This window comes from Streptomyces sp. NPDC002566, assembly GCF_042889585.1.
Classification (GTDB): Bacteria; Actinomycetota; Actinomycetes; order Streptomycetales; family Streptomycetaceae; genus Streptomyces.
The window spans coordinates 48,793-75,736 of the sequence record NZ_JBIARD010000004.1; the positions used below are offsets into that span (position 1 = coordinate 48,793).

Sequence of the window (26,944 nt, forward strand, 5' to 3'; positions counted from 1 at the left end):
GCGGAGCATGATCGAAGCAGTCGGCCTGACCAAGCGCTACGGCGACAAGACCGCTGTGTACAACCTTTCCTTCCAGGTGCGACCGGGCGCCGTCACGGGCTTCCTCGGGCCGAACGGCTCGGGGAAGTCCACCACCATGCGGATGATCCTCGGTCTGGACAACCCGACCTCGGGGACGGTGACGATCGGCGGCTTCCCGTACCGGAAACTGCCGAACGCCGCCCGCCACGTCGGCGCGTTGCTGGACGCCAAGGCCGTACACGGCGGCCGCCACGCCCGCAACCACCTGCTGAGCCTCGCCCAGCTCTCGGGCATCCCCTCCCGGCGCGTGGACGAGGTGCTGGGGGTCGTCGGCCTCCAGGACGTGGCGAAGAAACGGTCCAAGGGGTTCTCGCTGGGCATGGGGCAGCGCCTCGGCATCGCCGCCGCGCTGCTCGGCGACCCGCAGGTGCTGCTGTTCGACGAGCCGGTCAACGGGCTCGACCCCGAGGGCATCCTCTGGGTGCGCAACCTGATGAAGTCGCTGGCGGCGGAGGGGCGGACGGTGTTCGTCTCCTCCCACCTGATGAGCGAGATGGCGCTCACCGCCGACCACCTGATCGTCATCGGACGCGGACAGCTGCTCTCCGACATGAGCGTGAGCGACTTCATCGCGGCCAACTCCGCCGGCTTCGCCCGCGTGCGCACCCCGCATTCGGAGCCCCAGCTGCGCGAGAAGCTCGCCGCCGCGCTCACCGAGTCGGGCGGACATGTTCTGCCCGAGCAGGACGGCGCGCTGCGCGTCACCGGTCTGCCGCTCCCCCGCATCAGCGACATCGCCCACGTGGCCGACGTACGGCTGTGGGAGCTCTCGCCGCATCAGGCGTCGCTGGAGGAGGCGTACATGCGGATGACGCAGGGCGCCGTGGACTACCGGTCGACCACCGACCAGAAGGCGGGCCTCCAGCAGCCGCTGCCGCCTGGTGCCCAGCCTCCCATGCCGGTCCCCGGCCAGGGCCAGCCCGGCTGGTACGCCCCACCGCCCCCGCAGCAGGGCTACGCCCCGCCGCAGCCCGCCCAGGCCCCGTACGGCGGGCAGGCCAACCCGTACGCCCAGCCGGCACCCGGCCCGGCACAGGGCCACCCTGCCCAGTCGGCTCCGGCCCCGGCCGCGCCGCCCGCGGCCGCCCCCGCGCCGCAGGGGCCCGCGCCGGCCACGAGTCCGGCAACCGTCGCCCTGGGGAAGGTCCCGGCGGCTCCCGCGGCCGCCCCCGCGGGCCAGGCCCCGGCCGACGCCGCTGCCTCCGCCCCGGCTCCCGCGGCCCCGCAGGGGCAGGGCACCGTTTCGACCACGACCGAGGACGTCCGATGAGCACCCCGCAGCCCACGTCTCCGCCGGCGGCGCCCGGGGCCGCGTACCCCGGCTACACCTCGCCGATCCCCGTGGTGCGCACGCACCTCGGGCACGCCCTCGCCTCGGAGTGGACCAAGATCCGCTCGGTGCGCTCCACCATGTGGACGCTGGGCGTCTTCGTCCTGCTCGTCATCGGCATCGGCCTGGGAACCGCCGCGCTGGTCGCCGCGAACACCGAGGGAGCCGACCTGGAGAGCGAGAACGCGCTGTCGTTCGGCTTCTTCGGGCTGCTCCTCGGCAGCATGTGCGTCATCACGCTCGGCGTGCTGACCACCGCCTCCGAGTACGGCACCGGCATGATCCGGACCACGATGGTGGCCTGCCCGTCCCGGGGGCGCGTCCTCGGCGCGAAGGCCATCGTGTTCTTCCTGGTCGCGTTCGTGGTGACGCTGGTGTCGTCGGTGTTCGTCGCGATGGTGGACGTGGCTCTGATGCCCGAGGCCCGGGAGCCCTCCGGCGGCGAGTGGGCCAAGGGGACGCTCGGCGTCTCCCTGTTCATCGCGCTGCTCGGACTGCTGTCGCTGGCCGTGGGCTCGATCATCCGGCACTCGGCCGGCGCGATCACCATCATGATCGGCCTCTTCCTCGCGCCGCTGGTGATCGCGCTGTTCATGTTCTCGGAGTCCCTGGTGGACGTGCGCGAGGCCCTGGTCGAGTACTCGATCCCCAACCTTCTCAGCGTCTTCTACTCCACCTCGCTGACCGACACCGGCCCCTCCGGCTGGGACCCGCTGTGGATCGCGCTCGGCGTCACGGCCGCCGCCTTCGCCGGCGCCTTCGCCCTGCTGGAGAAGCGGGACGTCTGACCGCCCGCAGGCCTAGTGCCCCGGCACTAGAATCTCGGCGCGTTACGGGACCGCCGCACCCCCGGGGTGCGGCGGTCCCGCGCGTTCCAGCACGCCTTGTGCCAGTGGCGGCGGTCGTCGACTCCCGCGTGCTCGGGCCAGGCGACGACGTGCGGCACGCCGTCGGGGATCAGCTGGTCGCAGCCGGGGCACCGGTAGGCCTTGCCCCGCGCGCTCGCCCCGGCCACGTGCCGCACGCTCCACTGCTCGTCCTGCCAGCTCACCGTGGACTCCCAGCCGCCGTACCGGCTCGCGCCGTCGTCCTCGGCGCTGCGGCCGGACGAGCCCTCACCCTTGGGTCGGTTGCGACGCGGGGACACGGGACACCTCACAGGGCTGTACAGGGGGCAGGGTTCCCGCCCAGCCTACGCGGCCCGGACAGGGGTATCCGAAGGGTGCCGAACCCCGCAAGTCCCCCTCAGGGACCGCCCATTCTGCAGACAATCCGCAAAATACTCCGACAGGCCGTGTCCTCGGCACGTGTCAGACGGTTATGCCGGGTGGGGGAGCTCCGCGTCGGAGCCGAGGAAGCAGGAAAGTCCCATGCGCGTTGGAAGTTTCGTGTTGGCGGCCCAGTTCCCGGGCCAGGGTCAGGGGGAGGCCCTGCACCGGGCGGTCCGCTCCGCCGAGGTCGCCGAGGAGGCCGGCCTGGACTCGGTCTGGCTGGCCGAGCACCACTTCGTGCCGTACGGCACGTGCCCGTCGGCGATCACCCTGGCCGCCCTCGTGCTGGGCCGCACCCGGCGCCTGCGGGTCGGCACGGCGGTCAGCGTACTGCCCACGGCCCACCCCGTCGCCCTGGGCGAGCAGGCCGCGCTGCTGCATATGACGAGCGGCGGCCGCTTCTCCCTCGGCGTGGGCCGCGGCGGCCCCTGGGTCGACCTGGAGGTGTTCGGGGCGGGCTTGGAGGCGTACGAGAAGGGGTTCCCCGAATCACTCGATCTGCTGGTGCGCTGGCTGCGCGAACCGTCGGTCGCAGCGGACGGCGAGCGCTTCCGCTTCCGTGAAGTCCCCGTCGTACCACGCCCGTCGGAGGCCCTGACGGACGCGGCGGGGCCGGAGGTGGTCGTCGCCTGCACCTCCCCCGCGAGCGTGCGGCTGGCCGCGGAGCGCGGACTGCCGATGCTGCTCGGCATGCACGTCGGGGACGAGGAGAAGGCCGAGATGGTCGCCCTGTGGCGGCGGCACGCGCGCGCGGCCGGGCGGCCGGCGGACGAGATCCGCGACGCGGGCCATGTCTCGGCGGGCGTCTGCCAGATCGCCGACCGGCGCACCGACGCCGTGGAGACGCTGGTGAAGGCGATGCCGGGCTGGCTGAAGCAGGGCCTGGACGCCCATGTGACGGTGGACGGCCGCGCCCGCGGCATGCGGGACCCGGTCGCGTACACCGAACTGCTCTGCGGGCTGCACCCGGTGGGCACCCCGCGCCTGTGCGTGGACCGGCTCGCCGCGACCAGCGAGCGGACCGGCGTCTCGCGCTTCGCCCTCCTCGTCGAGGGCTCGGGCGATCTGGCGGCCACCGAGGAGAACCTGCGGCGGCTGGGCGCGGAGGTCCTCCCCCACCTCCGGTGAACGGCCCCGCCGCCGAGGAACCTGCCGCTCCTGTCGATCGGCGCCTTGTGCGACGCCGTGCGCGAGGAGCGGCAAGCGACAGGCTCACGTTGCCTCAGCAGTCCCGGAACTCCGGGGACTGGTTCAGCACCTGACTGCGGACCGAGGTGAAACGGGACAGCTTCTCGTCGACCGATGAGTCCAACGGGAAGACCGCCACCCGGTGGCAGTTCTGGAAGGCCAGCCGCACGCCGAAGTGCCGCTGCAGCGCGCCGCGAATGGCGTCGCTCGCCAGCGCTCGCAGCAGCTGCCCGCGTGCCTGCTCGTCCGGCGGGGGCGTCTGGTTGTCGGCGAAGTCTCCGCCGTCCACCTTCAGCTGAGCCACCAGGGAGCTGACCATCTCCCATGCGTAGGGCAGGGAGGTCCGGACGCAGTCGACGAATTCTGCTTCGTCGACCTCGCCTCGCTCGGCCTGTTCGAGTAGGGCCGGTGAGACGTCGAGCGACATGGGTACTCCTCTCGCACCCCCGACGCGCAGGGGTTGCCGGACAGGGAAGGGGAGTTCGCAGTGCACGGACACCGAGAACTGCGAGCACGCTGAGTACACGCATCGCGACCTCCCGTTCCTACGGTAGGCAACGGCCCGTGACCGCACCAGGAGAACGGGCACATAGGGAAATCCTGGTGGGCACACAATCAGCCACCGCCGAACTCGTGTTTTCCAGATCAAAAGGTGCGGCGCACCGGGCCACCGGGGAGCGTGGTGCGGGGTGACGCTCGGGCGAATCGCGTGGCGTGCGGGGCGTCGAGTAGCGTTGCCTGCCATGCGTCTCGTCATCGCCCGGTGCTCCGTGGACTACGCGGGCCGGCTCACCGCCCACCTCCCCTCCGCCCCTCGTCTCATCCTTGTGAAGGCGGACGGCAGCGTCTCGATCCACGCGGACGACCGGGCCTACAAGCCCCTGAACTGGATGTCCCCGCCCTGCACGCTGAAGGAGGGCACGGGCGACGACGAGGGCGTGTGGACCGTCGTCAACAAAGCGGGCGAGAAACTGATCATCACGATGGAGGAAGTCCTCCACGACTCCTCGCACGAACTGGGCGTCGACCCCGGGCTGATCAAGGACGGCGTGGAAGCGCACCTCCAGGAACTGCTCGCCGACCGCATCGAGACGCTCGGCGAGGGCTACAGCCTCATCCGCCGCGAGTACATGACCGCCATCGGCCCCGTCGACATCCTGTGCCGGGACGCCGAGGGGCAGACGGTCGCGGTGGAGATCAAGCGGCGCGGGGAGATCGACGGCGTCGAGCAGCTCACCCGCTACCTGGAGCTGCTGAACCGCGACCCGCATCTGGCGCCGGTGCGGGGCGTCTTCGCGGCCCAGGAGATCAAGCCGCAGGCCCGCGTCCTGGCCACGGACCGCGGCATCGGCTGCACGGTCCTGGACTACGACGCGCTGCGCGGCATCGAGGACGACAAGCTGCGCCTGTTCTGAACGCCGGCGCGAGCGCCGGACGACGAGGAGGGCCGGGTCCTGTGCGGGACCCGGCCCTTCGGCGTGCCCGGCGGGGCCGCCCGGCTCAGATGATCGTGTCCGGGGACACGACCGGGGAGCCGGCGGCGCTGGGGGAGCCGGTGGTGCTGCTCTGCGAGCCGGCCGGGCTGGAGGCGGGACCGCTGGCCGAGTTCGAGTTGGACGGCGGGGTGGAGGGCGACGTGCTCGGGGTGTCCGTGGGGGATGTCGAGGGGTCTTCCGTCGGCGTCGTGGGGTCGTCGGAGGGCGTCGGGTCCTCCGTCGGAGTCGACGGCGGCCTGGACGTGGAACTGGACGACGACGGCCTGGGCGACCCGGTCGAGCCGCCACCGCCGGGCTTCTGCGTGCCGCTCGGGTCCCCCGACGGCTCCGGTGTCGCCTCTCCCGTCGGCGTCGGGTCGTCGGCGGTGCCCATCGTGCCGTCCGGACCGGGGTCCGTCGGCCTGCTGGTGACCGCTCCCACGTCCCCCGGGCCGGTGTCGCCGCCGGGCGTCTCCTCGCCCGTGGTGCCGTCTTCGGTGCCCGCGCTGACGGACGGGCGCACGCCGGGCCGGTCGGCGGGGGTGTTCGCGTCGTTCTTGGAGGTCGCGCCGAGCGTCACCACCGTGCCGAGCACCGCGACGAGCACGGCGCCCGCGCCGGCCGCGACGAGGTTGCGCTTCGCCAGGGCCCGGAAGCCGCCGCGGCCGTGGTGGGCGGCCGCCGGGGCGGCGGAGGGCACGCCGGTGACGAGGGTCGGGGCGGTGGGCGTCGGGGTGGCCAGGGCGGCGGGGACGCCGCGCGGCGGTGACGCGGGCTCCTCGCGGCGGGCCTCGGCCCCCTCCTCGGCGGCCGTGAGTGCGGCCAGGCCCGGCACGTCGCCCGAGCGGTCGGCGACCAGGGCGAGGGCGCGGCGGCCCGCGACGGTGCCCCGCTTGTCGGTGAGGGCGCCGCGCAGGGCGAGGGAGGCCTCCAGTTCGGAGCGGGCCCGGTCGAGCTGTCCGGCGCAGAGCGCGAGGACGCCGAGTTCGTGGTGGAAGTAGGCCCGGTCGGCCCGGGCGGCGGCCAGACGGGCGGCCTCGGCGCCCTCGTGCAGGACCTGCTCCCAGGCGCTCCAGTGCAGCCCGGCGGCGAAGGCGGGCGCGGCGGCACGGGCCAGCCGTACGGAGGTGGCCTCGTCCTCGCCCTCGGCGGGCCGGGTGGTGCCGGGCACGACCAGGGCGAGGGCGGTGAGGACGGCGTCGGCCTCGGCGCACACCCGCTCCGGGGTGACCGAGGGGTGTGCGGCCCACCAGGCGTAGTGCTGGGCGGCGGCGTGGGCGCGGCCGTCGACGTCGTCGGCGTATCCGGCGGCCTCGAGCTGGGCGCGGACGCCGGCGGCGAGCCGGTAGCGGGGGCCGACCGGGGAGACGAGCCCGCAGGCGGCGAGTTCGCCGAGTGCGGCGTCGGCGTGGGTGTCGCCGACCAGGGCCGGCAGATGGGCCTGGTGCGGGACCTCGCCGCCGAGGGCGACGGCGAAGCGCAGGGCGGTGCGGGCGGAGGCGCTGAGGCGGGCGGCGAGGAGGGGGGCGGGCGCGGCGGCCTCGCCGAGGGAGGGCAGGGGTATCTCCTCGGCCTCCCCGGCGCCGGTGTCGAGTGACGCGGTGAAGGGGCGGGCGTCCTCGAAGACGCCGAACTCGTCGACCGCGTCGACGCCGGCCCGGAGCTGGTCGCGCTGGCGCAGCAGGGCGCCGGCCTGCACGAACCGCAGGGGCAGGCCCTCGGACTCGAACCAGAGGTCGCCGGCCCAGTTGGCCTCCTCCTCGGTGAGGACGCGGCCGACGGCCCGCTCGATCACCTCGACGCCGCCGGCGCGGTCGAGGCCGGCGAGGACGACCTCCTCGACGGCTGAGCCGGCGGAGGGGGCGGGGACGTCGGGGGTGGCGCTGAGGAGGAAGGCGCACTCGGGCGTCGCGTCGAGCAGCTCGTCGAGGGCGGCGCCGCCGAACTCCAGGTCGTCGACGACGACGACCGCGCCGATCTCGCGCACGTGGGCGAGCAGCTCGTCGTCCTCCGGGCGCAGCCTCGGGGCGTCGTGGACGGTGTGGAAGAGGTCGTGCAGCAGGTCGGAGGGGGTGCGGTGGTAGCCGGTGAGGCGGACGACGCCGTCGGGCGCGAGGTCTTCGCAGTCCTCGGCGACGAGGTCCAGCAGGCTGGTGCGGCCGGAGCCGGAGGGGCCGGTGAGGCGGACGGTGCGGCCCCGGGCGAGCAGGCGGACGAGCTGTTCGCGTTCGTCCTGGCGGCCGATCAGGGGCTGGGCGGGGGTGCGGTGGGTGCCCGCCGGTGCGGGGGGACGGGCGGCGCGGTCGGCCTCGGCGCGCTCCTCGGGGGTGCGCCTGGCGGGCGGTTCGGGCCGTTCGGTGGGCGGGCAGAGCTCGATCTCGCTGCCGTCGACGGGGTTGACGGTGAGGAGGTGCTCGCCGGTGTGCAGTCGCGCGGTGCGGGCGGGCGCCGGGCCGTGCGGGGTGAAGTCGGGTGCCAGGGGGTCCCTGGTGGAGCGGGGGCGCGGCGCGTGGCCCTGCCCGGTGTCGGCGTCGGCCGGGCGGGAGCCTTCGGCGTCGTCGTGGCCGTACTCCTCGGGTCCCCGGTTCGTCGGGTCCATGGGTCCCCCCAAAAGCGTCGTGTGGCGTAGCCCCTCCCGGCCTTGCTGCACACTGCGCTGTCGCTTCTGGTCCGGTGCCCGCCTGAGGGATGCGCGCGGCGGGCAGACGAACCGTAAACCTTCGCACAGTATCCACGACAGTCCGGGGGGCCACGCCGCCCGAGACGTCACAGTCCGGTGAGGATTGCGTGCGGCGCGCGTTTCGTCACGGAGAGGTGTGCGACCGCGACCGTGCCGGTGCGCGCGCCGGTATGCCGGGTCCCCCGTGGGGGCGTTTCACACCCGGGGCAGGGATTCCACCGGGATGCCGCCCTCGATGGCGAGGATGCGGTGCAGCCGGGTGGCCACCAGCAGGCGTTGCATCTGGGGCGGTACGCCGCGCAGGACGAGGCGGCGGCCGCAGCGGCCGGCGCGGCGGTGGGCGCCCATGATGACGCCGAGGCCGGTGGCGTCCCACGAGTCCAGTTCGGACAGGTCGAGCACCAGGTCGCCTACGCCGCCGTCGACCGCCGCGTGCAGGGCCGTACGGGCGTCCGCCGCGGTGCGGACGTCGAGACGGCCCCCGACGACCAGCTCGGCGTGGTCGCCCCTGATGTACATAGCGCTCCCCTAAGCGTGCGTCTCGTGCTCCGCGGTGTGATGTCCGGTGTTGCCCCCTCTGACTGCGTGAAGCGGTCGGAGGTTGCCGTCTGTGAGCGAACCGATAACAGATTCACCCGCAGGGGTGAGGCCGGTGAGGCCTGTGCGGATTCCGTGCCTGTAGAAGCCCTGCCCGCTCGCGCGTCCGATGTCACCGGCGTCAGCCATCCGGCGTATCGACCGCTTCCTCACGGCTCTCGGCCGGACACTAGCGGGCCTGAGGCGCTGTGTGACCGGTTAGTAACGCGTTTCACGTCTCAGCGGGTGAGACACCGGTCACGTCGTCAAATCCTGTCTGATTCGCACCGATTGACCCCGTGCTGGGCAGGGGTGACGAAGGCGACGGAACGGCTCGGCGGGGAGGGTCTAGATTGGCCGCATGGTCAATCTGACGCGCATCTACACGAGGACCGGCGACCAGGGCACGACGGCCCTCGGCGACATGAGCCGGGTCGCCAAGACCGACCTGAGGATCGCCGCGTACGCGGACGCGAACGAGGCGAACGCGGTCCTCGGCACGGCGATCGCGCTGGGCGGGCTCCACGCGGAGGTCGTCGCCGTCCTCACGCGCGTGCAGAACGACCTCTTCGACGTGGGCGCGGACCTGTCGACGCCGGTGGTCGAGAACCCGGAGTTCCCTCCGCTGCGGGTCGAGCAGTTCTACGTGGACCGGCTGGAGGCGGACTGCGACCGCTTCAACGCGGAGCTGGAGAAGCTGCGTTCCTTCATCCTGCCCGGCGGCACGCCCGGCGCGGCCCTGCTGCACCAGGCGTGCACGGTGGTGCGCCGCGCGGAGCGCTCGACGTGGGCCGCGCTGGAGGTCCACGGCGAGGCGATGAACCCGCTGACCGCGACCTACCTCAACCGCCTGTCGGACCTGCTGTTCATCCTGGCGAGGACGGCCAACAAGGCCGAGGGCGACGTGCTGTGGGTCCCCGGCGGGGAGCGCTGACCGCCGCCTAGCGGGCCTTGACGTCCACCGCGCCGTCGGCGTCCTCGGCGTCCGCGTCCGCCGGGGCCCTGCGGGGCCAGACCGTGTACGACAGGGCGATCAGGCCGTAGACGCCGACGATGCGCAGGGCCGTCCACTGGAACGCCCGCAACGAGCTGACGTCGCCGGAGTCGCCCACGTAGAGGACGGCGAGCTGGAGCAGGGCCAGGGCGACCGCCCCGCCGAGCACGGCGCGCAGCCACAGCTTCGCCTCGTGCCGGGCGCGGGCGCGGCCGTAGCGGGGCGGCTTGGGCGGCGGTGGACCGCCGGCCAGGCGGTGCGCGGCGTGGCCGTCGAGCCAGCGGATCGTGTAGTGCCCGTACGCCACGGTGTAGCCGATGTACAGCGCCGCCAGACCGTGCTCCCAGCCCGGCTCGGCGCCGTTCTTCAGGTCGACGGCCGTCGCGGCGAGCAGCACGAGCTCCAGCACCGGTTCGCCCAGCAGCAGCACGACGCTCGTACGGCGCCACTTCAGCAGGTAGCGGGCGCCCAGCCCGAGCGCCAGCAGCACCCAGAAGCCGATCTCACAGGCGGCGACCAACCAGACGACCACGGTTCGCTCCTCTCACTCACCGTTCAAGACTCCCGGGCCCGGCGGCCGGGGTCGTCGTCGCCGATGACGAACCTCCGATACATCGAACGATGCAGTCCCGGACCCTTCCGGGGGATCACTCGCCGACGCGGTGGGCCGTGTTGGATGTAAGGCATGGCCCGACGACTCCCCCGACCGCACCGGCTCGACGTGTACGCGGCGGCCGGCGGGCTGCTCGGCGGGCTGCTGCTGTGGGGCATCGGGCTGGGCACCCGGCGGGCGGCCGACCCGATCGTCCTGTTCGACGGGCGCTGGCCCGTCCTCCTGCCGCTCTTCGTGACGGCGGGCTGCGAGCTGCTGCGCCGGACCGCGCCACGCGTCGCCCTGCTGACCGCCACGGTCGCGCTGACCCTGGACACGGTGACCCGGGGCAGCCTGGGCACCCTGCTGATGTTCACGGACGTGGTGTACGCGGCCGTGCTGTACGGCACGCCCGCCTCGGCTCGCCGTATCCCCTGGGTCACCGGGCTGCTCACGGTGCTCGCGACGGTGGTGCCGTTCGCGGCCTGGCGGGTGCCCGAGGCCCTGCTGATCGGGGTGGGCGTCGGAATCGTGTCGTTCGCGCCGGCCTCCACCGGCCTGATCGTCCGCAACCACCGTGACGCCGCCGAGGCAGCCCGGCTGCGCGCCGAACAGACCGCGCTGCTCGCCGAGATGGACCGGACGCAGGCGGTCGTCGCCGAACGCGCCCGGATGGCACGCGAGTTGCACGACATGGTCGCCAACCACCTGTCCGCGATCGCCATCCACTCCACGGCCGCGCTCTCCATCGACAGCCCGGAGACCTCCCGGGAGGCCCTCGGCGTGATCCGGGAGAACAGCGTCGAGGGACTGGCGGAGATGCGGCGGCTGATCGGGATCCTGCGCGACAGCGGAGGTGACCTGGAACCGGTCGCCGCACCCACCCTCGACGGCCTCGGCTCGCTGGTCGAGGGCGCGCGCGCCAACGGCCTGGACGTCGAGCTCGGCACGGCCCTGGACGACGGCGGCGAGCCCGTCCCCGCCCCGGTGGGGCTGGCGGCGTACAGGATCGTGCAGGAGTCCCTCACCAACGCCCTCAAGCACGCCTCCCCCGGCCGGGTGACCGTGTGCCTGGCCCGGCGGGACGGCTCGCTCACCGTGGAGGTGACGAGCCCTTACGGCGACCGGGACGGGCCGCGGGCCCCCGGCTCGGGCGCGGGGCTGGTCGGGATGCGGGAGCGGACGGAGCTGCTGGGCGGGACCTTCGAGGCCGGCCCGGCGACGGCCGCTCACCGCGGACTCTGGTCGGTGCGCGCCGCCCTGCCCCTCACCGACACCGTCGCCACCCCCGACCCCGACCGCACCGCCGCCCGAGGAGGCCCCGCATGATCCGCGTGCTCGTCGCCGAGGACCAGTCCGCCGTACGAGCCGGGCTGGTCCTCATCCTGCGCAGCGCGCCCGACATCGAGGTGGTCGGGGAGGCGGTGGACGGGGAGCAAGCACTGGCGCTGGCAAGGGAGTTGCGGCCGGATGTGGTGCTGATGGACGTTCAGATGCCGCGCATGGACGGCGTGTCGGCGACCCGGGCGGTCGTCGCGGAGGGCCTCGCGGACGTCCTGGTGCTGACCACCTTCGACCTGGACGAGTACGTGTTCGGGGCGCTGCGCGCGGGGGCCGCCGGGTTCCTGCTGAAGAACACCGAGGCCAAGGACCTCATCGCGGCGGTGCGGACCGTCGCAAGGGGCGAGGGCGTCGTCGCGCCCGCCGTCACACGGCGGCTCATCGCCGAGTTCGCCGCTCGGCCGGCCCGGCCGCCGAAGGCCGATCCGGCGGTGCTGGAGTCGCTGACCCGGCGCGAGCGCGAGGTGCTGGGCTGTCTGGGCGAGGGGCTGTCGAACGCGGGGATCGCCGAGCGGCTGGACATGGCGGAGGCGACGGCGAAGACGCACGTCAGCCGGCTGCTGGCCAAGCTGGAACTGCGCAGCCGGGTGCAAGCGGCCGTGCTGGCGCAGGAGTTGGGGATCCAGCACGCCGAACCACCGGCATGAGCAGAGTGGTCCAGACCTATTGACCCGTGGTCCAGACCTTTCTATTCTCGCGGCACCGTGGCGTGAGGCTCAGTCACGCCCCCCCACAACTCCCCCGAGGAGGCGCACGATGCGCTTCAGGAACCGAGTCGCGGCAGGGCTGGTCACCCTGCTGCTCCCCTTCGCCGGACTGGTCGGTCTGGCGAGCCCCGCAGAGGCGGCCCCCTCCGCCACCGCTTCCTACACCAAGCCCCAGGACTGGGGCACCGGCTTCGAGGGCAAGTGGACGGTGAAGAACACCGGCACCACCACCCTCACCTCCTGGACCGTCGAGTGGGACTTCCCCTCCGGCACGTCCGTCACCTCCGCCTGGGACGCCGACGTCACCTCCGCCGGCACCCACTGGACCGCGAAGAACAAGTCCTGGAACGGCACCCTCGCCCCCGGCGCCTCCGTCTCCTTCGGGTTCAACGGCACCGGCTCCGGCTCCCCCGCCAACTGCAAGCTCAACGGTGGCAGTTGTGACGGCACCTCGGTCCCCGGCGACGCGCCCCCGTCCGCCCCGGGCACCCCCACGGCCTCCTCCGTCACCGACACCTCGGTGAAGCTGAGCTGGTCGGCCGCCACCGACGACAAGGGCGTCAAGAACTACGACGTGCTGCGCGACGGCGCCAAGGTCGCCACCGTCACGACGACCTCGTACACCGACACCGGGCTGACGGCCGGCACGGACTACTCGTACACCGTCCGCGCCCGTGACACCGCCGACCAGAGCGGCCCGGTCAGCGGCGCCCGCGCCGTGCGCACCACCGGCGGCACCACCGAGCCCCCGCCCACCGGCGACAAGGTCAAGCTCGGCTACTTCACCGAGTGGGGCATCTACGGCCGCAACTACAACGTCAAGAACCTGGTGACGTCCGGCTCGGCCGCCAAGATCACCCACATCAACTACGCCTTCGGCAATGTCACGAACGGCCGGTGTACGATCGGCGACTCCTTCGCCGACTACGACAAGGCCTTCACCGCCGACCAGTCGGTCAGCGGCGTCGCCGACACCTGGGACCAGCCGCTGCGCGGCAACTTCAACCAGCTGCGCCAGCTGAAGGCCAGGTACCCGCACATCAAGGTGCTGTGGTCCTTCGGCGGCTGGACCTGGTCCGGCGGCTTCGGCCAGGCCGCCGCCAACCCCGCCGCGTTCGCACGGTCCTGCCACGACCTGGTCGAGGACCCGCGCTGGGCCGACGTCTTCGACGGCATCGACATCGACTGGGAGTACCCCAACGCCTGCGGACTGTCCTGCGACACCTCGGGCGCCGCGGCCTTCAAGAACCTGATGGCGGCCCTGCGGGCCGAGTTCGGCGCGAACTACCTGGTCACCGCGGCCACCACGGCGGACGGCTCCTCCGGCGGCAAGATCGACGCCGCCGACTACGGGGGCGCCGCAGCCTACGTCAACTGGTACAACGTGATGACGTACGACTTCTTCGGCGCCTGGGCCGCCCAGGGACCGACGGCCCCGCACTCGCCGCTCACCTCCTACAGCGGCATCCCGCAGGCCGGGTTCACCACGGCCGACGCGATGGCCAAGTACAAGGCGAAGGGCGTGCCGGCGAACAAGCTGCTCATCGGCATCGGCTTCTACGGCCGCGGCTGGAGCGGCGTCACCCAGGACGCCCCGGGCGGCACCGCCACGGGAGCGGCCCCGGGCACCTACGAGCAGGGCATCGAGGACTACAAGGTCCTCAAGACGTCCTGTCCGCCCACCGGCACGATCGCCGGCACCGCCTACGCGAAGTGCGGCGGCAACTGGTGGTCCTACGACACCCCGGCCACCATCGCCACGAAGATGAACTGGGCGAAGAACCAGGGCCTGGGCGGCGCGTTCTTCTGGGAGTTCAGCGGAGACACCGCGAACGGCGAACTGGTGAACGCCATCAGCAACAACCTGTAGTCCCTAAGCGACGTTGACGCGCTGCCCGGGCGGGGCTGCTTCCAGCCACGCGAGAAATCCGGTCAGCGCGTCCTCGCTCATCGCCAGTTCCAGTCGCGTGCCCCGGTGGACGCAGGCGAGGACCACCGCGTCGGACAGCAGCGCCAGCTCCTCCTCGCCTTCGGGAAGACGGCGGCCGGCCACCTCGATCGAGGCGCGTTCCAGGACGCGGCGCGGCCGGTAGGCGTAGGAGAAGACGCGGTACCACTCGATGCGGTCGCCGTTGTAGCGGGCGACGCCGTAGCTCCAGCCTTTTCCGCTCGGGTCCGGTTTCTCGGGCACGTCCCAGCGCAGGGAACAGTCGAAGGTGCCGCCGGAGCGCTGGATGAGCCTGCGGCGCAGGCCGAAGACGAACAGCCCCAGCGCCACCAGCGCCACGACGATTCCGCACACAGTCAGAGCGAGGACCATCGACACCGACCTCCTCGTCTCCTAGGTACCTTCGATAGGTAACGGAACGGAAAAAACATCCAGATCTGCCACAGCCGCGGCCGGCTCCGGATCGCTCCGGTGCCGACCGCGGCTGAGTGACGTCATCACACGGTGAGCTGGGTCAGCTCGCCGCCGCCGCGCGCAGTCGTACGTCCGCGCGGCGCTCGGCGGTGGCATCGCCCTCCGCCTTCGCACGCTCGAGCTCGCGCTCCGCGCGCTGGACGTCGATCTCGTCCGACAGCTCGGCGATCTCGGCCAGCAGCGACAGCTTGTCGTCCGCGAACGAGATGAAACCGCCGTGCACCGCGGCGACGACCGTCCCACCGTCACTCGTACGGATGGTCACCGGGCCCGACTCCAGCACACCGAGCAGCGGCTGGTGACCGGGCATGACGCCGATGTCGCCGGACGTGGTGCGCGCGACGACCAGGGTGGCCTCGCCGGACCAGACCTCTCGGTCGGCCGCGACCAGCGCGACGTGCAGCTCAGCAGCCAAGGTGGCTCCTCGGGTCACCACCCGGCGTTTGCCGGGTGTTGGTTACAAGTCTAAGGGGCGTGCAAGAGGGGGCGGGACGAACCCCGCCCCCTCCGGTGTGAGCACGCGGCTCACGGACGTGAGCGGAAGGACCGCTCAAGAGCCGTCAGCTCAGGAGACGCCCAGCTCCTTCGCGTTCTTCTTCAGGTCCTCGATGCCACCGCAGAGGAAGAACGCCTGCTCCGGGAAGTGGTCGTACTCGCCGTCGATGATCGCGTTGAACGCGGCGATCGACTCGTCCAGCGGGACGTCCGACCCGTCGACGCCGGTGAACTGCTTGGCGACGTGGGTGTTCTGGGACAGGAAGCGCTCCACGCGACGGGCGCGGTGGACGGTGAGCTTGTCCTCCTCGCCGAGCTCGTCGATGCCGAGGATGGCGATGATGTCCTGGAGGTCCTTGTACTTCTGCAGGACGTTCTTCACCCGCATCGCGGTGTTGTAGTGGTCCGCCGCGATGTAGCGCGGGTCCAGGATGCGGGACGTGGAGTCCAGCGGGTCCACGGCCGGGTAGATGCCCTTCTCGGAGATCGGACGGGAGAGAACCGTCGTCGCGTCGAGGTGGGCGAACGTGGTGGCCGGGGCCGGGTCGGTCAGGTCGTCCGCGGGGACGTAGATCGCCTGCATCGAGGTGATCGAGTGACCGCGGGTCGAGGTGATGCGCTCCTGGAGGAGACCCATCTCGTCGGCCAGGTTCGGCTGGTAGCCCACCGCGGAGGGCATACGGCCGAGCAGGGTCGACACCTCGGAACCGGCCTGGGTGAAGCGGAAGATGTTGTCGATGAAGAACAGCACGTCCTGCTTCTGCACATCGCGGAAGTACTCCGCCATGGTCAGACCGGCGAGGGCCACGCGCAGACGGGTGCCCGGGGGCTCGTCCATCTGACCGAAGACCAGGGCGGTCTTGTCGATGACGCCCGAGTCGGCCATCTCCTCGATGAGGTCGTTGCCCTCACGGGTGCGCTCACCGACGCCGGCGAACACGGAGACACCGTCGTGGTTGTTGGCGACGCGGTAGATCATCTCCTGGATGAGCACCGTCTTGCCGACACCGGCGCCGCCGAACAGACCGATCTTTCCACCCTTGACGTACGGGGTGAGAAGGTCGATGACCTTGACGCCGGTCTCGAACATCTCGGTCTTCGACTCGAGCTCGTCGAAGTTCGGGGCCTTGCGGTGGATGGACCAGCGCTCGCCGTCGTACTGCTCGTCGACGTTCAGCACGTCACCGAGGGTGTTGAACACCTTGCCCTTGGTGAAGTCGCCGACGGGGACGGTGATGCCCGTGCCCGTGTCGGTGACCGGGGCCTGGCGGACCAGACCGTCGGTGGGCTGCATGGAGATGGTGCGGACCAGGCCGTCACCCAGGTGCTGGGCGACCTCCAGGGTCAGCGTCTTCTTCGCGCCGTCCTGGGCCGGGTCGGCCACCTCGACGTGAAGGGCGTTGTAGATCTCCGGCATGGCGTCGACGGGGAACTCCACGTCGACGACCGGGCCGATGACCCGGGCGACGCGGCCCGTGGCAACGGCCGTCTCAACTGTCGTCGTCATTACCTGTCACTCCCCGCGGTCGCGTCGGCCAGGGCTGCGGAGCCACCGACGATCTCGCTGATTTCCTGGGTGATTTCGGCCTGGCGGGCCGCGTTGGCAAGGCGTGAGAGCGTCTCGATCAGCTCTCCCGCGTTGTCGGTCGCCGACTTCATCGCGCGCCGCGTGGCGGCGTGCTTCGAGGCTGCCGACTGAAGGAGCGCGTTGTAGACGCGGCTCTCGACGTAGCGCGGCAGAAGGGCGTCGAGGACGTCCTCCGCCGACGGCTCGAAGTCGTACAGCGGGAGGATCTCGCCCTTGGGGGCGGCCTCCTTCGCCACCTCGTCGAGGCTGAGGGGCAGCAGACGGTCGCCGAGGGCCGTCTGCGTCATCATCGAGACGAACTCGGTGAAGACGATGTGGATCTCGTCCACGCCGCCGTCCGCCGTGTCCTTCTCGATGGCCTCGATCAGCGGGGCCGCGACCTTCTTGGCGTCCGCGTACGTCGGCTCGTCCGTGAAGCCCGACCACGACTGGGCGACCTTGCGCTCACGGAAGTTGTAGTGCGCGAGACCACGCCGGCCGACGATGTACGTGTCGACCTGCTTGCCCTCGGCCTCGAGGCGCGCCGTCAGCTGCTCCGCGGCCTTGATGGCGTTGGAGTTGAAGGCGCCGGCGAGACCCCGGTCGCTCGTCAGGAGCAGCACCGCGGACCGCACGACCTTGTCGGCCTGCGTGGTCAGCGCGTGCTTGGTGTTCGAGCCGGCGCCGACCGCCGTGACCGCGCGGGTGAGCTCGGTCGCGTACGGCGTGGAGGCCGCCACCTTGCGCTGCGCCTTGACGACGCGCGAGGCGGCGATCATCTCCATCGCCTTGGTGATCTTCTTGGTCGCGGTGACGGATCGGATGCGACGCTTGTAGACCCGGAGCTGGGCTCCCATGAGTCAGGTCCCTTCCTACGTCACTTGGCCGCGGCCGGGGCGTCCTCGCCGAGAAGCTTGCCGTCCGAGGTCTCGAACTGCTTCTTGAACTCGGCGATCGCGTCGGCCACAGCGGTGAGGGTGTCGTCCGACATCTTCGCGCCCTCCTTGATGGAGGTCATGAGGCCCTGCTCCTTGCGGTGCAGGTACTCGAGCAGCTCCTTCTCGAAGCGGCGGATGTCGGAGACCGGGACGTCGTCCATCTTGCCGGTGGTGCCGGCCCACACGGAGACGACCTGGTCCTCGGTCGGCATCGGCTGGTACTGCGGCTGCTTGAGCAGCTCGACCAGACGCTGACCACGCTCCAGCTGCGACTTCGACGCGGCGTCCAGGTCGGAACCGAAGGCGGCGAACGCCTCCAGCTCGCGGTACTGGGCCAGGTCGAGGCGGAGACGGCCGGACACCTGGCGCATCGCCTTGTGCTGGGCCGAGCCGCCGACGCGGGAGACCGAGATACCGACGTTCAGCGCGGGACGCTGACCGGCGTTGAACAGGTCCGACTCCAGGAAGCACTGGCCGTCGGTGATGGAGATGACGTTGGTCGGGATGAACGCCGAGACGTCGTTGGCCTTCGTCTCGACGATCGGCAGACCGGTCATCGAGCCGGCGCCCAGCTCGTCGGAGAGCTTCGCGCAACGCTCCAGCAGACGGGAGTGCAGGTAGAAGACGTCACCCGGGTAGGCCTCGCGGCCCGGCGGGCGGCGCAGCAGCAGCGACACGGCGCGGTAGGCGTCGGCCTGCTTCGACAGGTCGTCGAAGATGATGAGGACGTGCTTGCCCTCGTACATCCACTGCTGACCGATGGCCGAACCGGTGTACGGCGCCAGGTACTTGAAGCCGGCCGGGTCGGACGCCGGGGCGGCGACGATGGTCGTGTACTCCAGCGCGCCGGCCTCTTCGAGGGCGCCACGCACGGAGGCGATGGTCGAGCCCTTCTGGCCGATGGCGACGTAGACGCAGCGGACCTGCTTCTTCGGGTCGCCCGAGCGCCAGTTGTCGCGCTGGTTGATGATCGTGTCGACGGCCAGGGCGGTCTTGCCGGTCTGGCGGTCACCGATGACCAGCTGACGCTGGCCGCGGCCGATCGGGGTCATCGCGTCGACGGCCTTGTAGCCGGTCTCCATCGGCTCGTGCACCGACTTACGGGCCATGACGCCGGGAGCCTGAAGCTCCAGGGCACGGCGGCCGGTCGTCTCGATCTCGCCGAGGCCGTCGATCGGGTTGCCGAGCGGGTCGACGACGCGGCCGAGGTAGCCCTCGCCGACGGCCACGGACAGGACCTCGCCGGTACGGGTGACCGGCTGACCCTCCTCGATGCCGCTGAACTCACCGAGGACGATGGCGCCGATCTCGCGCTCTTCCAGGTTGAGCGCGAGGCCGAGGGTGCCGTCCTCGAACTTCAGCAGTTCGTTGGCCATGGCCGAGGGCAGGCCCTCGACCTTCGCGATGCCGTCGCCGGCAAGGGTGACCGTACCGACCTCCTCGCGCGAGGCCGCGTCCGGCTTGTACGACTGGACGAAGTTCTCCAGCGCGTCCCGGATCTCCTCCGGCCGGATCGTGAGCTCCGCCATCTGGGTTCCCTGCTCTCCTTGTTGGGCCCGAAGTTTCACTTTGGGGGGATGTCTGAATCCCGGACTCCCCCCTGAAAGAGGTGAATCCTCTGCACGGCCCAACCAGGGCCGCTTGCGTACGTACTGCGGTCTTCTTGCTGCTAGCTCGCCATGCGGCGGGCGGCGTCCTCGATGCGGTCCGCGAGGGAGCCGTTGATCACCTCGTCGCCGACCTGCACCCGGATCCCGCCGAGGACCTCGGGGTCCACGTCGAGGTTGAGGTGCATCTGGCGGCCGTAGAGCTTCGCGAGGGCGGCGCCCAGGCGCTGCTTCTGCGGGTCGCTCAGCGGCACGGCGGACGTGACGACGGCCACGACGCGGTCCCGGCGCTCGGCGGCGAGCTTGGACAGGGACTCGAGTCCCGCTTCCAGGCTACGGCCTCGCGGCGCGGTGACAAGGCGCGTCACCAGACGCACGGTGGCCGCGTCCGCACGACCGCCCAGCAGGCTGCGCAGCAGCTCGCCCTTGGCGGAGGCGGTGGCCTTCCGGTTCGTCAGCGCGGCGCGCAGCTCGGTGTTCGAGGTGATGATCCGCCCGAAGCGGAACAGCTCGTCCTCGACGTCGTCGAGCGTGCCGGCCTTCTGCGCGGCGGTGAGGTCGGCGATGTTCGCCAGCTCCTCCAGCGCGTCCACCAGGTCGCGCGACTGCGACCAGCGGGAGCGCACCAGACCGGCCACCAGGTCGGCGGTGGTGCCGCTGACCTGGCCGCCGAGCAGGCGCTGAGCCAGCCCGGCCTTGGCCTCGCCGTCCTGCGCCGGGTCGGTGAGGACCCGACGCAGCGACACCTCGCGGTCGAGCAGCGCGGTGACGGCCGCCAGCTCGTCGGCGAGCCGCGTCGCGTCCACGGACGTGGAGTCCGTCAGCGCGTCGAGACGCTCGCGTGCGGCTGTCAGGGCCTCGCGGCTCGCTCCGTTCATCGCGACGCCTCGGCCTTCTCCTCGAGCTCATCGAGGAAGCGGTCGATGACGCGGCTCTGCCGGGCGTGGTCCTCGAGGGACTCGCCGACGAGCTTGCCGGCCAGCTCGGTGGCGAGCTTGCCGACGTCCTGGCGCAGCGCGGCCGCGGCGACCTTGCGGTCGGCCTCGATCTGGGAGTGGCCGGCGGCGACGATCTCCTCGCGCTGCCGCTGACCCTCCGCGCGCATCTCCGCGATGAGGGTCGCGCCCTGCTCCTGCGCCTCCTGGCGCAGACGCGCGGCCTCGTGCCGGGCCTCGGCGAGCTGCGCCTTGTACTGCTCAAGGACGCTCTGGGCCTCGACCTTCATGGCCTCGGCCTCTTCAATACCGCCTTCGATCGCCTCGCGGCGCTCTTCCAGAACCTTGTTGATGTTCGGAAGCAGCTTCTTCCAGAAGAAGAAGAACACGATGGCGAAGGCGATGGTGCCGACGAGCAGCTCGGGGCCCGGAGGAATAAGCGGGTTCTGCTTCTCCTCGGCCGCCAGCTGCACCAGGTTGGCGATCACATCAGTGCCTTTCGTCGAAACGTGTCGGTGAGTAGCTGATTACTGACCGAACACGAACGGCATGACGATGCCGATGAGGGCCAGCGCCTCACAGAAGGCGAAGCCCAGGATCTGGTTGGCGCGGATCAGACCGGCCGCCTCGGGCTGGCGGGCGAGGGCCTGGGTGCCGTTGCCGAAGATGATGCCGACGCCGACGCCGGGGCCAATGGCGGAGAGGCCGTAGCCGATGGAGCCGAGCGAACCGGAGACAGCGGCGAGGGTCTCAGTGGCAGCCATGCTGAATCTTCCTTCTCTTTCACGGACCGGCGGGGGTTGGCCACCGGACGTTCTTGGGACTTGTGGGGGCGGGTGCTCAGTGGTGCTCGGCGAGAGCGCCCTGGACGTACGTGCAGGCGAGGAGTACGAAGACGTAGGCCTGGACAGCCTGCACGAAAAGCTCGAAGCCGATCATGACGATGGTCATCACGAAGGAGACGCCGGCCGCCGGGACCATCCAGCTGTTCAGCAGGTACCACGAGGCGACGGTGAACATGACCAGCATCAGGTGGCCGGCGAACATGTTGGCGAACAGTCGCACCGCGTGCGTGAACGGCCGGACGAGCAGGTTCGAGAAGAACTCGATGACCATCACGAGCGGGAGCACGGCGCCCAGCGACTTGTCGTAGCCGGTGATGTTCTTGAAGAACCCGACGAATCCGTGCCGCTTGAAGGTCAGCGAGACCCAGACGACGTAGACGATCGCGGCGAGCACCGCCGGGTAGGCGATGATCGACGACACCGGGAACTGCGCCAGCGGGATCACGGACCAGATGTTCATGATCCAGATGAAGAAGAAGAGCGAGACCATCAGGGGGACGAACTTCTCGCCCTCCTTCTTGCCGAGGGTCTCGTAGACGATGCCGCGGCGTACGAAGTCGTAGCCGGCCTCGCCCACCATCTGGAGCTTGCCCGGGACCACCTTGGCCTTGCCGAAGGCCGCCCAGAAGAAGCTGACGACCAGCAGGGTGGTGATCAGCGCGAGCAGCATCACCTTGTTGAACTCGAACCCGCCGACGTTGGCGATGGGCTGGAACAGGAACGAGTGCAGGCCCGGAGCCGGAAAGCCACAGCCGTTGTCGGACATGATCCGACAGCTCCAGTCAAAGGCGAGCTGGGTCTGGTCAGCACTCACCACGGGCTCCTTCGGCGTGACGCATGGGTACGGCAACCTCGTTGTGTCGGCGCGGCGCGCAGCCGCGGATCGGCACCGGACTGGTGTTTCGGATGTGAGGGCGTCTGGGGGGCATCGAGCCTCGCGATCGAGCAGGCGTCAGCTCAGATGCCCGCGCCCACGATGCCGCAGTTGGCACCGGACGATAGCAGGAGAACGGCCAAGCCTTTATTCCGCCCCTACCTCTCACGACGAGGACCCTGTCTTCTCGGACTTCTCGCTCTTCTCGGGGGCCGGATCGACGTAGAAGATCTTGGCCTTCATGTGCGCGCGTGCCTGCGCGGCCATCCACACGACGGTAGCGACGACGAGCGAGATCGCAAACGCCTTGGGATTGAAGAGGGATGTGTCCTTGAAGAGGGCAACGAAGATCATGAGAAGCAGGAGTTGGGCGACGTAGAGCATCAGCCCCATCGCCTGGAACAACTGCGGAAGCGTTTTCGCCGTCCACTGCAGCACATAGAGGCCGATCCCCATGAAGAGGATCGCCACCAGAGCGCCGACGGCCGCTCCCAGCGCACCCTTGCCGCCCGCGACCGCGCCGCTGACAGCGACCGCGACCACGCCGGCAGCCGCTGTGGGCACAGCGATCGGCACTAGGTTCCGGGCGTCATTGGACGGCATGGCGGCAACTCCGCTTTCACAGGGGGCAGGGTGTCGTCATGGACGAGCGTAGTCCCGGTCCGACAGGGTGAAGACCTCACACCAATGGACCGTCGCACTACGGTCCTTCGGCTCTATCCCGGGTTCTCGTGAACCGTATCACAAACTATTTGATGAGGTCTTTACCTGGATGGTGTGCTCGCTGTCACACATGAGAATGACAGCGCGCGTCTGTGCAGAAACCGAGCCCACTTGTCTGGTATTGGGCGCTTTGCCGCCCGTCCGCTTCCCCACGACTTGGCAATGCTCTCGTCAGATTCTTACCTTGCCGCACGCGAACGAGGGCCCACGGCGGTCGCCCCGTTGACCCCGGAGACCCCGACCGTCACAGGAGTTCGCGGCTCCTCCTTCTCGCCCTCGCCCGGCTCCCCCGGACCCGCGGCCGCAGCCGCCGGCAGGACCTTGCGGCGGCGGTAGCGCGGCGGCACGAACGCCTCCGCCCAGCGCGGGGCGCGCGGGGTGAACCGCGGCATCAGGAGCAGCCCGAGTCCGATCGCGCTGAGGAACACCACACCCAGGACGATCCACATGGACGCCGAGTTGACCGAGTAGGCGAGCGCGCCGAAGGCGATCAGCGCCGACCAGAAGTACATGATCAGCACCGCGCGGCTGTGCGAGTGGCCGATCTCCAGCAGCCGGTGGTGCAGATGCCCCCGGTCCGCCGCGAACGGCGACTGGCCGCGCCAGGTACGGCGCACGATCGCCAGGATCAGGTCCGCTGCCGGGATCGCGATGATCGTCAGCGGCAGCAGCAGCGGGATGTAGACCGGCACCGTCTGGTGCACCGTCTCGCGCTCCGAACCGGAGAACAGGTTCATCACGTCCGGGTCGACCTGCCCCGTGATGGAGATCGCGCCGGCGGCCAGCACCAGCCCGATCAGCATCGACCCGGAGTCGCCCATGAAGATCCGCGCCGGGTGCATGTTGTGCGGCAGGAAGCCCAGGCACATGCCCATCAGGATCGCCGAGAAGAGCGTCGCCGGGGCGGCGGCCTCGATGCCGTACGAGTACCAGATGCGGTAGGCGTACAGGAAGAACGCGGTGGCGGCGATGCACACCATGCCGGAGGCCAGACCGTCCAGGCCGTCCACGAAGTTGACCGCGTTGATCGTGATGACGACCAGCGCCACCGTCAGCAGCGTGCCCTGCCACTGGGTGAGCGCCACGTTGCCGACGCCCGGGATGGGCAGCCACAGGATCGTCAGACCCTGCATGACCATCACACCGGCGGCGATCATCTGGCCGCCCAGCTTGATCAGGGCGTCGATCTCGAACTTGTCGTCCAGGACGCCGATCAGCCAGATCAGGGCCGCCCCGGAGAGCAGCGCCCGCGGCTCGTTGGACTTGTCGAAGACCTCGTTGAGGTTCGTCAGATGGTCGGCGACCAGCAGTCCGGCGCACAGGCCGAAGAACATCGCGATCCCGCCGAGCCGCGGAGTGGGCTCCCGGTGCACGTCACGTGCCCGGATCTCCGGCATCGCTCCGGCCACGATCGCGAATTTGCGCACCGGCCCTGTCAGCAGATACGTCACCGCGGCCGTGATGCAGAGCGTCAGCAGGTATTCACGCACGGGCTTCCCCACAGGTCTCGCTGGCCATCACAGCCCCACACCCTAGCGACGGCCGCATATGGTTGGGGACTTACGGGTAGCCACGATGGTTGCATGTGTGGCTGTGTACGGGAGCGCGCCTACCCCGGTTCAGTCCCGATACGGCGGAAACGCCCCTGCGAGCTCCCTCACTTCCTCACGCGCCCTCTTCAGCTCGACCTCGTCCCTGAGCACGCCCGCCATCACCTTGGCGAGCCGCCCCATCTCCCCCTCCGCCATGCCCTGCGTGGTCAGCGCGGCAGTGCCCAGGCGCAGACCGCGGGCGTCGGCGTGCGGCAGGGCGCAGCAGTCCAGCACCAGGCCCGCCGCCGCGAGCCGGCCGCGCGCGGTGCGCCCGTCGAGGCCGAGGGGCGCGGGGTCGGCGGTGATCAGGTGCGTGTCCGTGCCGCCGGTGGTGACGGCCAGACCCTCCGCCGCCAGCCCCGCCGCGAGCACCCGCGCGTTGGCGACCACCTGATGGGCGTACACCGCGAACGCGGGTGTCGAGGCCTCGCCGAACGCGACCGCCTTCGCGGCGATCGTGTGCATCTGCGCACCGCCCTGTGTGAAAGGGAACACCGCCCGGTCGACGCGCTCGGCGAGTTCGCCGCCGCACAGCAGCATCCCGCCGCGCGGCCCGCGCAGCACCTTGTGCGTGGTGGCGCAGACGACGTCGGCGTACGGCACCGGCGAGGGCGCCGCTCCGCCGGCGACCAGGCCGATGGGATGGGCGGCGTCGGCGATGAGGTACGCGCCGGCCTCGTCGGCCACCTCCCGGAAGAAGGCGTAGTCGATGTGGCGCGGGTAGGCGATGGACCCGCACACGATCGCCTTGGGCCGGTGGACGCGGGCCAGCGTCCGCACCTGCTCGTGGTCGATGCGCCCGGTCTCGGCGTCCACCCCGTAGGGCACGAAGTCGAACCAGCGGCCGGAGAAGTTGGCGGGCGAGCCGTGCGTGAGGTGACCGCCGCAGGACAGGCCGAGGGCGAGGACGGTGTCCCCGGGGCGCAGCAGCGCCGCGTACGCGGCCAGCACCGCCGAAGACCCCGAGTGCGCCTGCACGTTGGCGTGTTCGGCGGCGAACAGCGTCTTGGCGCGCTCCACGGCGAGGCGTTCGGCGACGTCGACGATCTCGCAGCCGCCGTGGTGGCGGGCCCCCGGGTAGCCTTCCGCGTACTTGTTCGCGAGCGTCGAGCCGAGCGCGGCCAGCACGGCGGGCGAGGCGAAGTTCTCGGCGGCGATCAACTGGAGCGTCGACGCCTGCCGTTCGCGCTCCCCCAGCAGCACGCCGGCGAGCTCTGGGTCCTGCCGCCGCAGCGTATCGGCGGCCGCGCTGACAGGGGTGAGCGACATGACGCACTCCGGACCGTCGACGATGCCGTACGTCCAATGTAGGCCGCCGGTACCGGGCCCGCCCATCACCGCCCGGCGGCACGCCCGCTACATCCGCGCGGGCACCCCGGTGAGCGCCGTGACCACGGGGTCCAGCGCCTGGTGTATCTCGTCGCCGATCGACCGGAAGAACGGCAGCGGCGCGCCGTACGGGTCGTACACCTCGTCGGCTTCCGCCGTGGGCGCGAGCAGCCAGCCGCGCAGCGCCGCGGCCGCCCGCACCAGCGCCCGGGCCCGCATCACGACGCCCTCTTCGAGGGGAGGCAGCGTCGCCGGGTCGATCGCGTTGACCAGCCGGGTGAACTCCTTGAGCGTGAACGTGCGCAGCCCCGCCGAGTGCCCCATGGAGATGACCTGACCCCGGTGGTCACGGGTGGCCGTCAGCACCAGGTCCGCCCGGATCACATGCTCGTCGAGCAGCTCCCGGCCGGTGAACCCGGACGCGTCCGCGCCGAAGTCGGCCAGCACGGCCTCCGCGTTGGCCTCCATCGGCGCGCCCTCGTGGCCCCAGGTGCCCGCGCTCTCCACGATCAGCCCGCCGCCCAGCACCCCGAGCCGCTGCGACACGAAATGCCGGGTCAGCCGCTCGGTGATCGGCGAGCGGCAGACGTTGCCGGTGCTGACGTGGAGGATGCGGAAGGTGTCGCGGGGGAACCCGAACGTCGTCGTCTCCTCCGCAGGCCTGACCCCGTTGCCTATGCCACGCCCCGCGTCAGGGGCTGTCAATTCGCCACCTCGAGGTCGGGTACGACCTTGCGCAGCTCGTCCGCGGAGATCGCGCCCGCGCGCAGCAGCAGCGGCACCTCGCGGCTGACGTCGACGATCGACGAGGGCACGATGCCGGGCGTCGGGCCGCCGTCGAGGTAGACGGAGACGGAGTCGCCGAGCATCTGCTGGGCGGAGTCGCAGTTCTCCGGCGCGGGGTGTCCGGTGAGGTTCGCGGAGGAGACCGCCATCGGGCCGACCTCGGTGAGCAGTTCGATGGCGACCGGGTGCAGCGGCATGCGTACGGCGACCGTGCCTCGGGTGTCGCCGAGGTCCCACTGGAGGGACGGCTGGTGCTTGGCGACGAGCGTGAGCGCGCCCGGCCAGAACGCGTCGACCAGCTCCCAGGCCAGCTCGGAGAAGTCGGTGACGAGACCGTGGAGCGTGTTCGGGGAGCCGATCAGCACGGGGGTGGGCATGTTGCGGCCCCGTCCCTTGGCCTCCAGCAGGTCGGAGACCGCCTCCGAGGAGAAGGCGTCCGCGCCGATGCCGTACACCGTGTCCGTGGGCAGGACCACGAGCTCGCCACGGCGGACGGCGGACGCGGCCTCGCGCAGACCGGTCACGCGGTCGGTCGCGTCGTTGGTGTCGTATCGCCGAGCCATGTCTAGCGGGCCTCCTCGTGCACGTACTGCCGG

27 protein-coding genes are annotated in these 26,944 nt (G+C 71.0%); 8 read left to right on the forward strand and 19 right to left on the reverse strand.

The annotated features are described in order from the left end of the window. Positions 1-7: 7 nt before the first annotated feature. Entirely contained in the window at positions 8-1,351 is a 1,344-nt protein-coding gene (locus ACFYXA_RS17400) for an ATP-binding cassette domain-containing protein (RefSeq protein ID WP_389033533.1), read from the forward strand. After that, positions 1,348-2,199, forward strand: a complete 852-nt coding sequence (locus tag ACFYXA_RS17405; protein WP_389033536.1) for an ABC transporter permease — start codon at positions 1,348-1,350, stop codon at positions 2,197-2,199. Before ACFYXA_RS17400 ends, ACFYXA_RS17405 begins: the two co-directional genes overlap by 4 nt. A gap of 26 nt (positions 2,200-2,225) precedes the next feature. Here ACFYXA_RS17405 and ACFYXA_RS17410 read toward each other — a convergent pair whose 3' ends face one another. Beyond that, positions 2,226-2,558 (reverse strand): ATP/GTP-binding protein, encoded by a 333-nt coding sequence (locus ACFYXA_RS17410; protein WP_352249229.1) that lies wholly within the window; start codon positions 2,556-2,558, stop codon positions 2,226-2,228. A 223-nt stretch (positions 2,559-2,781) separates the two neighbouring features. Here ACFYXA_RS17410 and ACFYXA_RS17415 point away from each other — a divergent pair, with 223 nt between their 5' ends. Continuing rightward, positions 2,782-3,810 carry an LLM class flavin-dependent oxidoreductase gene (locus ACFYXA_RS17415; RefSeq protein WP_389033540.1) on the forward strand — a complete coding sequence of 343 codons (1,029 nt, stop codon included), beginning with the start codon at positions 2,782-2,784 and terminating at the stop codon, positions 3,808-3,810. A 94-nt stretch (positions 3,811-3,904) separates the two neighbouring features. Here ACFYXA_RS17415 and ACFYXA_RS17420 read toward each other — a convergent pair whose 3' ends face one another. Further along, entirely contained in the window at positions 3,905-4,297 is a 393-nt protein-coding gene (locus tag ACFYXA_RS17420) for an SCO5389 family protein (protein ID WP_130443444.1), read from the reverse strand. A 316-nt stretch (positions 4,298-4,613) separates the two neighbouring features. On the opposite strand from ACFYXA_RS17420, the gene nucS reads away from it, so the two are divergent. Beyond that, complete coding sequence (nucS, locus tag ACFYXA_RS17425; RefSeq protein ID WP_130443446.1) at positions 4,614-5,285, forward strand: endonuclease NucS; 672 nt, start codon at positions 4,614-4,616, stop codon at positions 5,283-5,285. A gap of 85 nt (positions 5,286-5,370) precedes the next feature. Here nucS and ACFYXA_RS17430 read toward each other — a convergent pair whose 3' ends face one another. Both ACFYXA_RS17430 and ACFYXA_RS17435 read right to left on the reverse strand, forming a co-directional pair. Continuing rightward, a complete protein-coding gene (locus tag ACFYXA_RS17430) occupies positions 5,371-7,944 on the reverse strand; it encodes an ATP-binding protein (RefSeq protein ID WP_389033545.1) in 2,574 nt (857 codons plus the stop codon). 276 nt (positions 7,945-8,220) lie between these two features. Next, on the reverse strand, positions 8,221-8,544 hold the full coding sequence (locus tag ACFYXA_RS17435) for an STAS domain-containing protein (protein ID WP_351099002.1): 324 nt from the start codon (positions 8,542-8,544) through the stop codon (positions 8,221-8,223). Between the two features lie 418 nt (positions 8,545-8,962). Here ACFYXA_RS17435 and ACFYXA_RS17440 point away from each other — a divergent pair, with 418 nt between their 5' ends. Beyond that, the gene (locus ACFYXA_RS17440; protein WP_389033549.1) at positions 8,963-9,535 is read left to right on the forward strand and encodes a cob(I)yrinic acid a,c-diamide adenosyltransferase; all 573 of its coding nucleotides are present in this window, start codon (positions 8,963-8,965) and stop codon (positions 9,533-9,535) included. Positions 9,536-9,542: 7 nt separating this feature from the next. Here ACFYXA_RS17440 and ACFYXA_RS17445 read toward each other — a convergent pair whose 3' ends face one another. Beyond that, entirely contained in the window at positions 9,543-10,127 is a 585-nt protein-coding gene (locus ACFYXA_RS17445; RefSeq protein WP_389033552.1) for a hypothetical protein, read from the reverse strand. 153 nt (positions 10,128-10,280) lie between these two features. Here ACFYXA_RS17445 and ACFYXA_RS17450 point away from each other — a divergent pair, with 153 nt between their 5' ends. From ACFYXA_RS17450 to ACFYXA_RS17460, 3 genes are all read left to right on the forward strand, one after another. Beyond that, a complete protein-coding gene (locus tag ACFYXA_RS17450; protein ID WP_389033555.1) occupies positions 10,281-11,516 on the forward strand; it encodes a sensor histidine kinase in 1,236 nt (411 codons plus the stop codon). Continuing rightward, entirely contained in the window at positions 11,513-12,175 is a 663-nt protein-coding gene (locus tag ACFYXA_RS17455; protein ID WP_389033558.1) for a response regulator, read from the forward strand. The genes ACFYXA_RS17450 and ACFYXA_RS17455 overlap by 4 nt, the downstream gene beginning before the upstream one ends. A gap of 109 nt (positions 12,176-12,284) precedes the next feature. Further along, positions 12,285-14,105 (forward strand): glycoside hydrolase family 18 chitinase, encoded by a 1,821-nt coding sequence (locus ACFYXA_RS17460; protein ID WP_352249243.1) that lies wholly within the window; start codon positions 12,285-12,287, stop codon positions 14,103-14,105. A gap of 3 nt (positions 14,106-14,108) precedes the next feature. On the opposite strand, the gene ACFYXA_RS17465 is transcribed toward ACFYXA_RS17460, so the two are convergent. The 14 genes from ACFYXA_RS17465 to ACFYXA_RS17530 all read right to left on the reverse strand — a co-directional run bounded on the left by ACFYXA_RS17465 (position 14,109) and on the right by ACFYXA_RS17530 (position 26,911). Then, the gene (locus ACFYXA_RS17465; protein WP_352249245.1) at positions 14,109-14,555 is read right to left on the reverse strand and encodes a DUF2550 domain-containing protein; all 447 of its coding nucleotides are present in this window, start codon (positions 14,553-14,555) and stop codon (positions 14,109-14,111) included. A 142-nt stretch (positions 14,556-14,697) separates the two neighbouring features. Further along, positions 14,698-15,072: a F0F1 ATP synthase subunit epsilon gene (locus ACFYXA_RS17470; protein WP_130443462.1), complete on the reverse strand. Its 375-nt coding sequence runs from the start codon at positions 15,070-15,072 to the stop codon at positions 14,698-14,700. 150 nt (positions 15,073-15,222) lie between these two features. Next, positions 15,223-16,659, reverse strand: a complete 1,437-nt coding sequence (gene atpD / locus ACFYXA_RS17475; protein WP_352249247.1) for a F0F1 ATP synthase subunit beta — start codon at positions 16,657-16,659, stop codon at positions 15,223-15,225. Beyond that, positions 16,659-17,576, reverse strand: a complete 918-nt coding sequence (locus ACFYXA_RS17480; protein ID WP_130443466.1) for a F0F1 ATP synthase subunit gamma — start codon at positions 17,574-17,576, stop codon at positions 16,659-16,661. Before ACFYXA_RS17480 ends, atpD begins: the two co-directional genes overlap by 1 nt. A gap of 20 nt (positions 17,577-17,596) precedes the next feature. Then, entirely contained in the window at positions 17,597-19,186 is a 1,590-nt protein-coding gene (gene atpA / locus ACFYXA_RS17485) for a F0F1 ATP synthase subunit alpha (RefSeq protein ID WP_130443468.1), read from the reverse strand. 140 nt (positions 19,187-19,326) lie between these two features. Next, on the reverse strand, positions 19,327-20,142 hold the full coding sequence (locus ACFYXA_RS17490) for a F0F1 ATP synthase subunit delta (protein ID WP_389033565.1): 816 nt from the start codon (positions 20,140-20,142) through the stop codon (positions 19,327-19,329). Further along, on the reverse strand, positions 20,139-20,687 hold the full coding sequence (locus ACFYXA_RS17495; RefSeq protein WP_130443472.1) for a F0F1 ATP synthase subunit B: 549 nt from the start codon (positions 20,685-20,687) through the stop codon (positions 20,139-20,141). Before ACFYXA_RS17495 ends, ACFYXA_RS17490 begins: the two co-directional genes overlap by 4 nt. Before the next feature lie 39 nt (positions 20,688-20,726). Beyond that, positions 20,727-20,963 carry a F0F1 ATP synthase subunit C gene (locus ACFYXA_RS17500; protein ID WP_351098992.1) on the reverse strand — a complete coding sequence of 79 codons (237 nt, stop codon included), beginning with the start codon at positions 20,961-20,963 and terminating at the stop codon, positions 20,727-20,729. 76 nt (positions 20,964-21,039) lie between these two features. Then, on the reverse strand, positions 21,040-21,810 hold the full coding sequence (atpB, locus tag ACFYXA_RS17505; RefSeq protein ID WP_351099010.1) for a F0F1 ATP synthase subunit A: 771 nt from the start codon (positions 21,808-21,810) through the stop codon (positions 21,040-21,042). A 273-nt stretch (positions 21,811-22,083) separates the two neighbouring features. Then, positions 22,084-22,521 (reverse strand): hypothetical protein, encoded by a 438-nt coding sequence (locus ACFYXA_RS17510; RefSeq protein ID WP_351098991.1) that lies wholly within the window; start codon positions 22,519-22,521, stop codon positions 22,084-22,086. Positions 22,522-22,820: 299 nt separating this feature from the next. Further along, on the reverse strand, positions 22,821-24,131 hold the full coding sequence (locus ACFYXA_RS17515) for an MraY family glycosyltransferase (RefSeq protein ID WP_389033570.1): 1,311 nt from the start codon (positions 24,129-24,131) through the stop codon (positions 22,821-22,823). Positions 24,132-24,260: 129 nt separating this feature from the next. Continuing rightward, positions 24,261-25,502, reverse strand: a complete 1,242-nt coding sequence (gene glyA, locus ACFYXA_RS17520) for a serine hydroxymethyltransferase (protein ID WP_389033573.1) — start codon at positions 25,500-25,502, stop codon at positions 24,261-24,263. Positions 25,503-25,589: 87 nt separating this feature from the next. Then, complete coding sequence (locus tag ACFYXA_RS17525) at positions 25,590-26,267, reverse strand: protein-tyrosine-phosphatase (RefSeq protein WP_351098987.1); 678 nt, start codon at positions 26,265-26,267, stop codon at positions 25,590-25,592. Next, positions 26,264-26,911: an L-threonylcarbamoyladenylate synthase gene (locus ACFYXA_RS17530; RefSeq protein WP_130443482.1), complete on the reverse strand. Its 648-nt coding sequence runs from the start codon at positions 26,909-26,911 to the stop codon at positions 26,264-26,266. The genes ACFYXA_RS17525 and ACFYXA_RS17530 overlap by 4 nt, the downstream gene beginning before the upstream one ends. Positions 26,912-26,944: the final 33 nt, after the last annotated feature.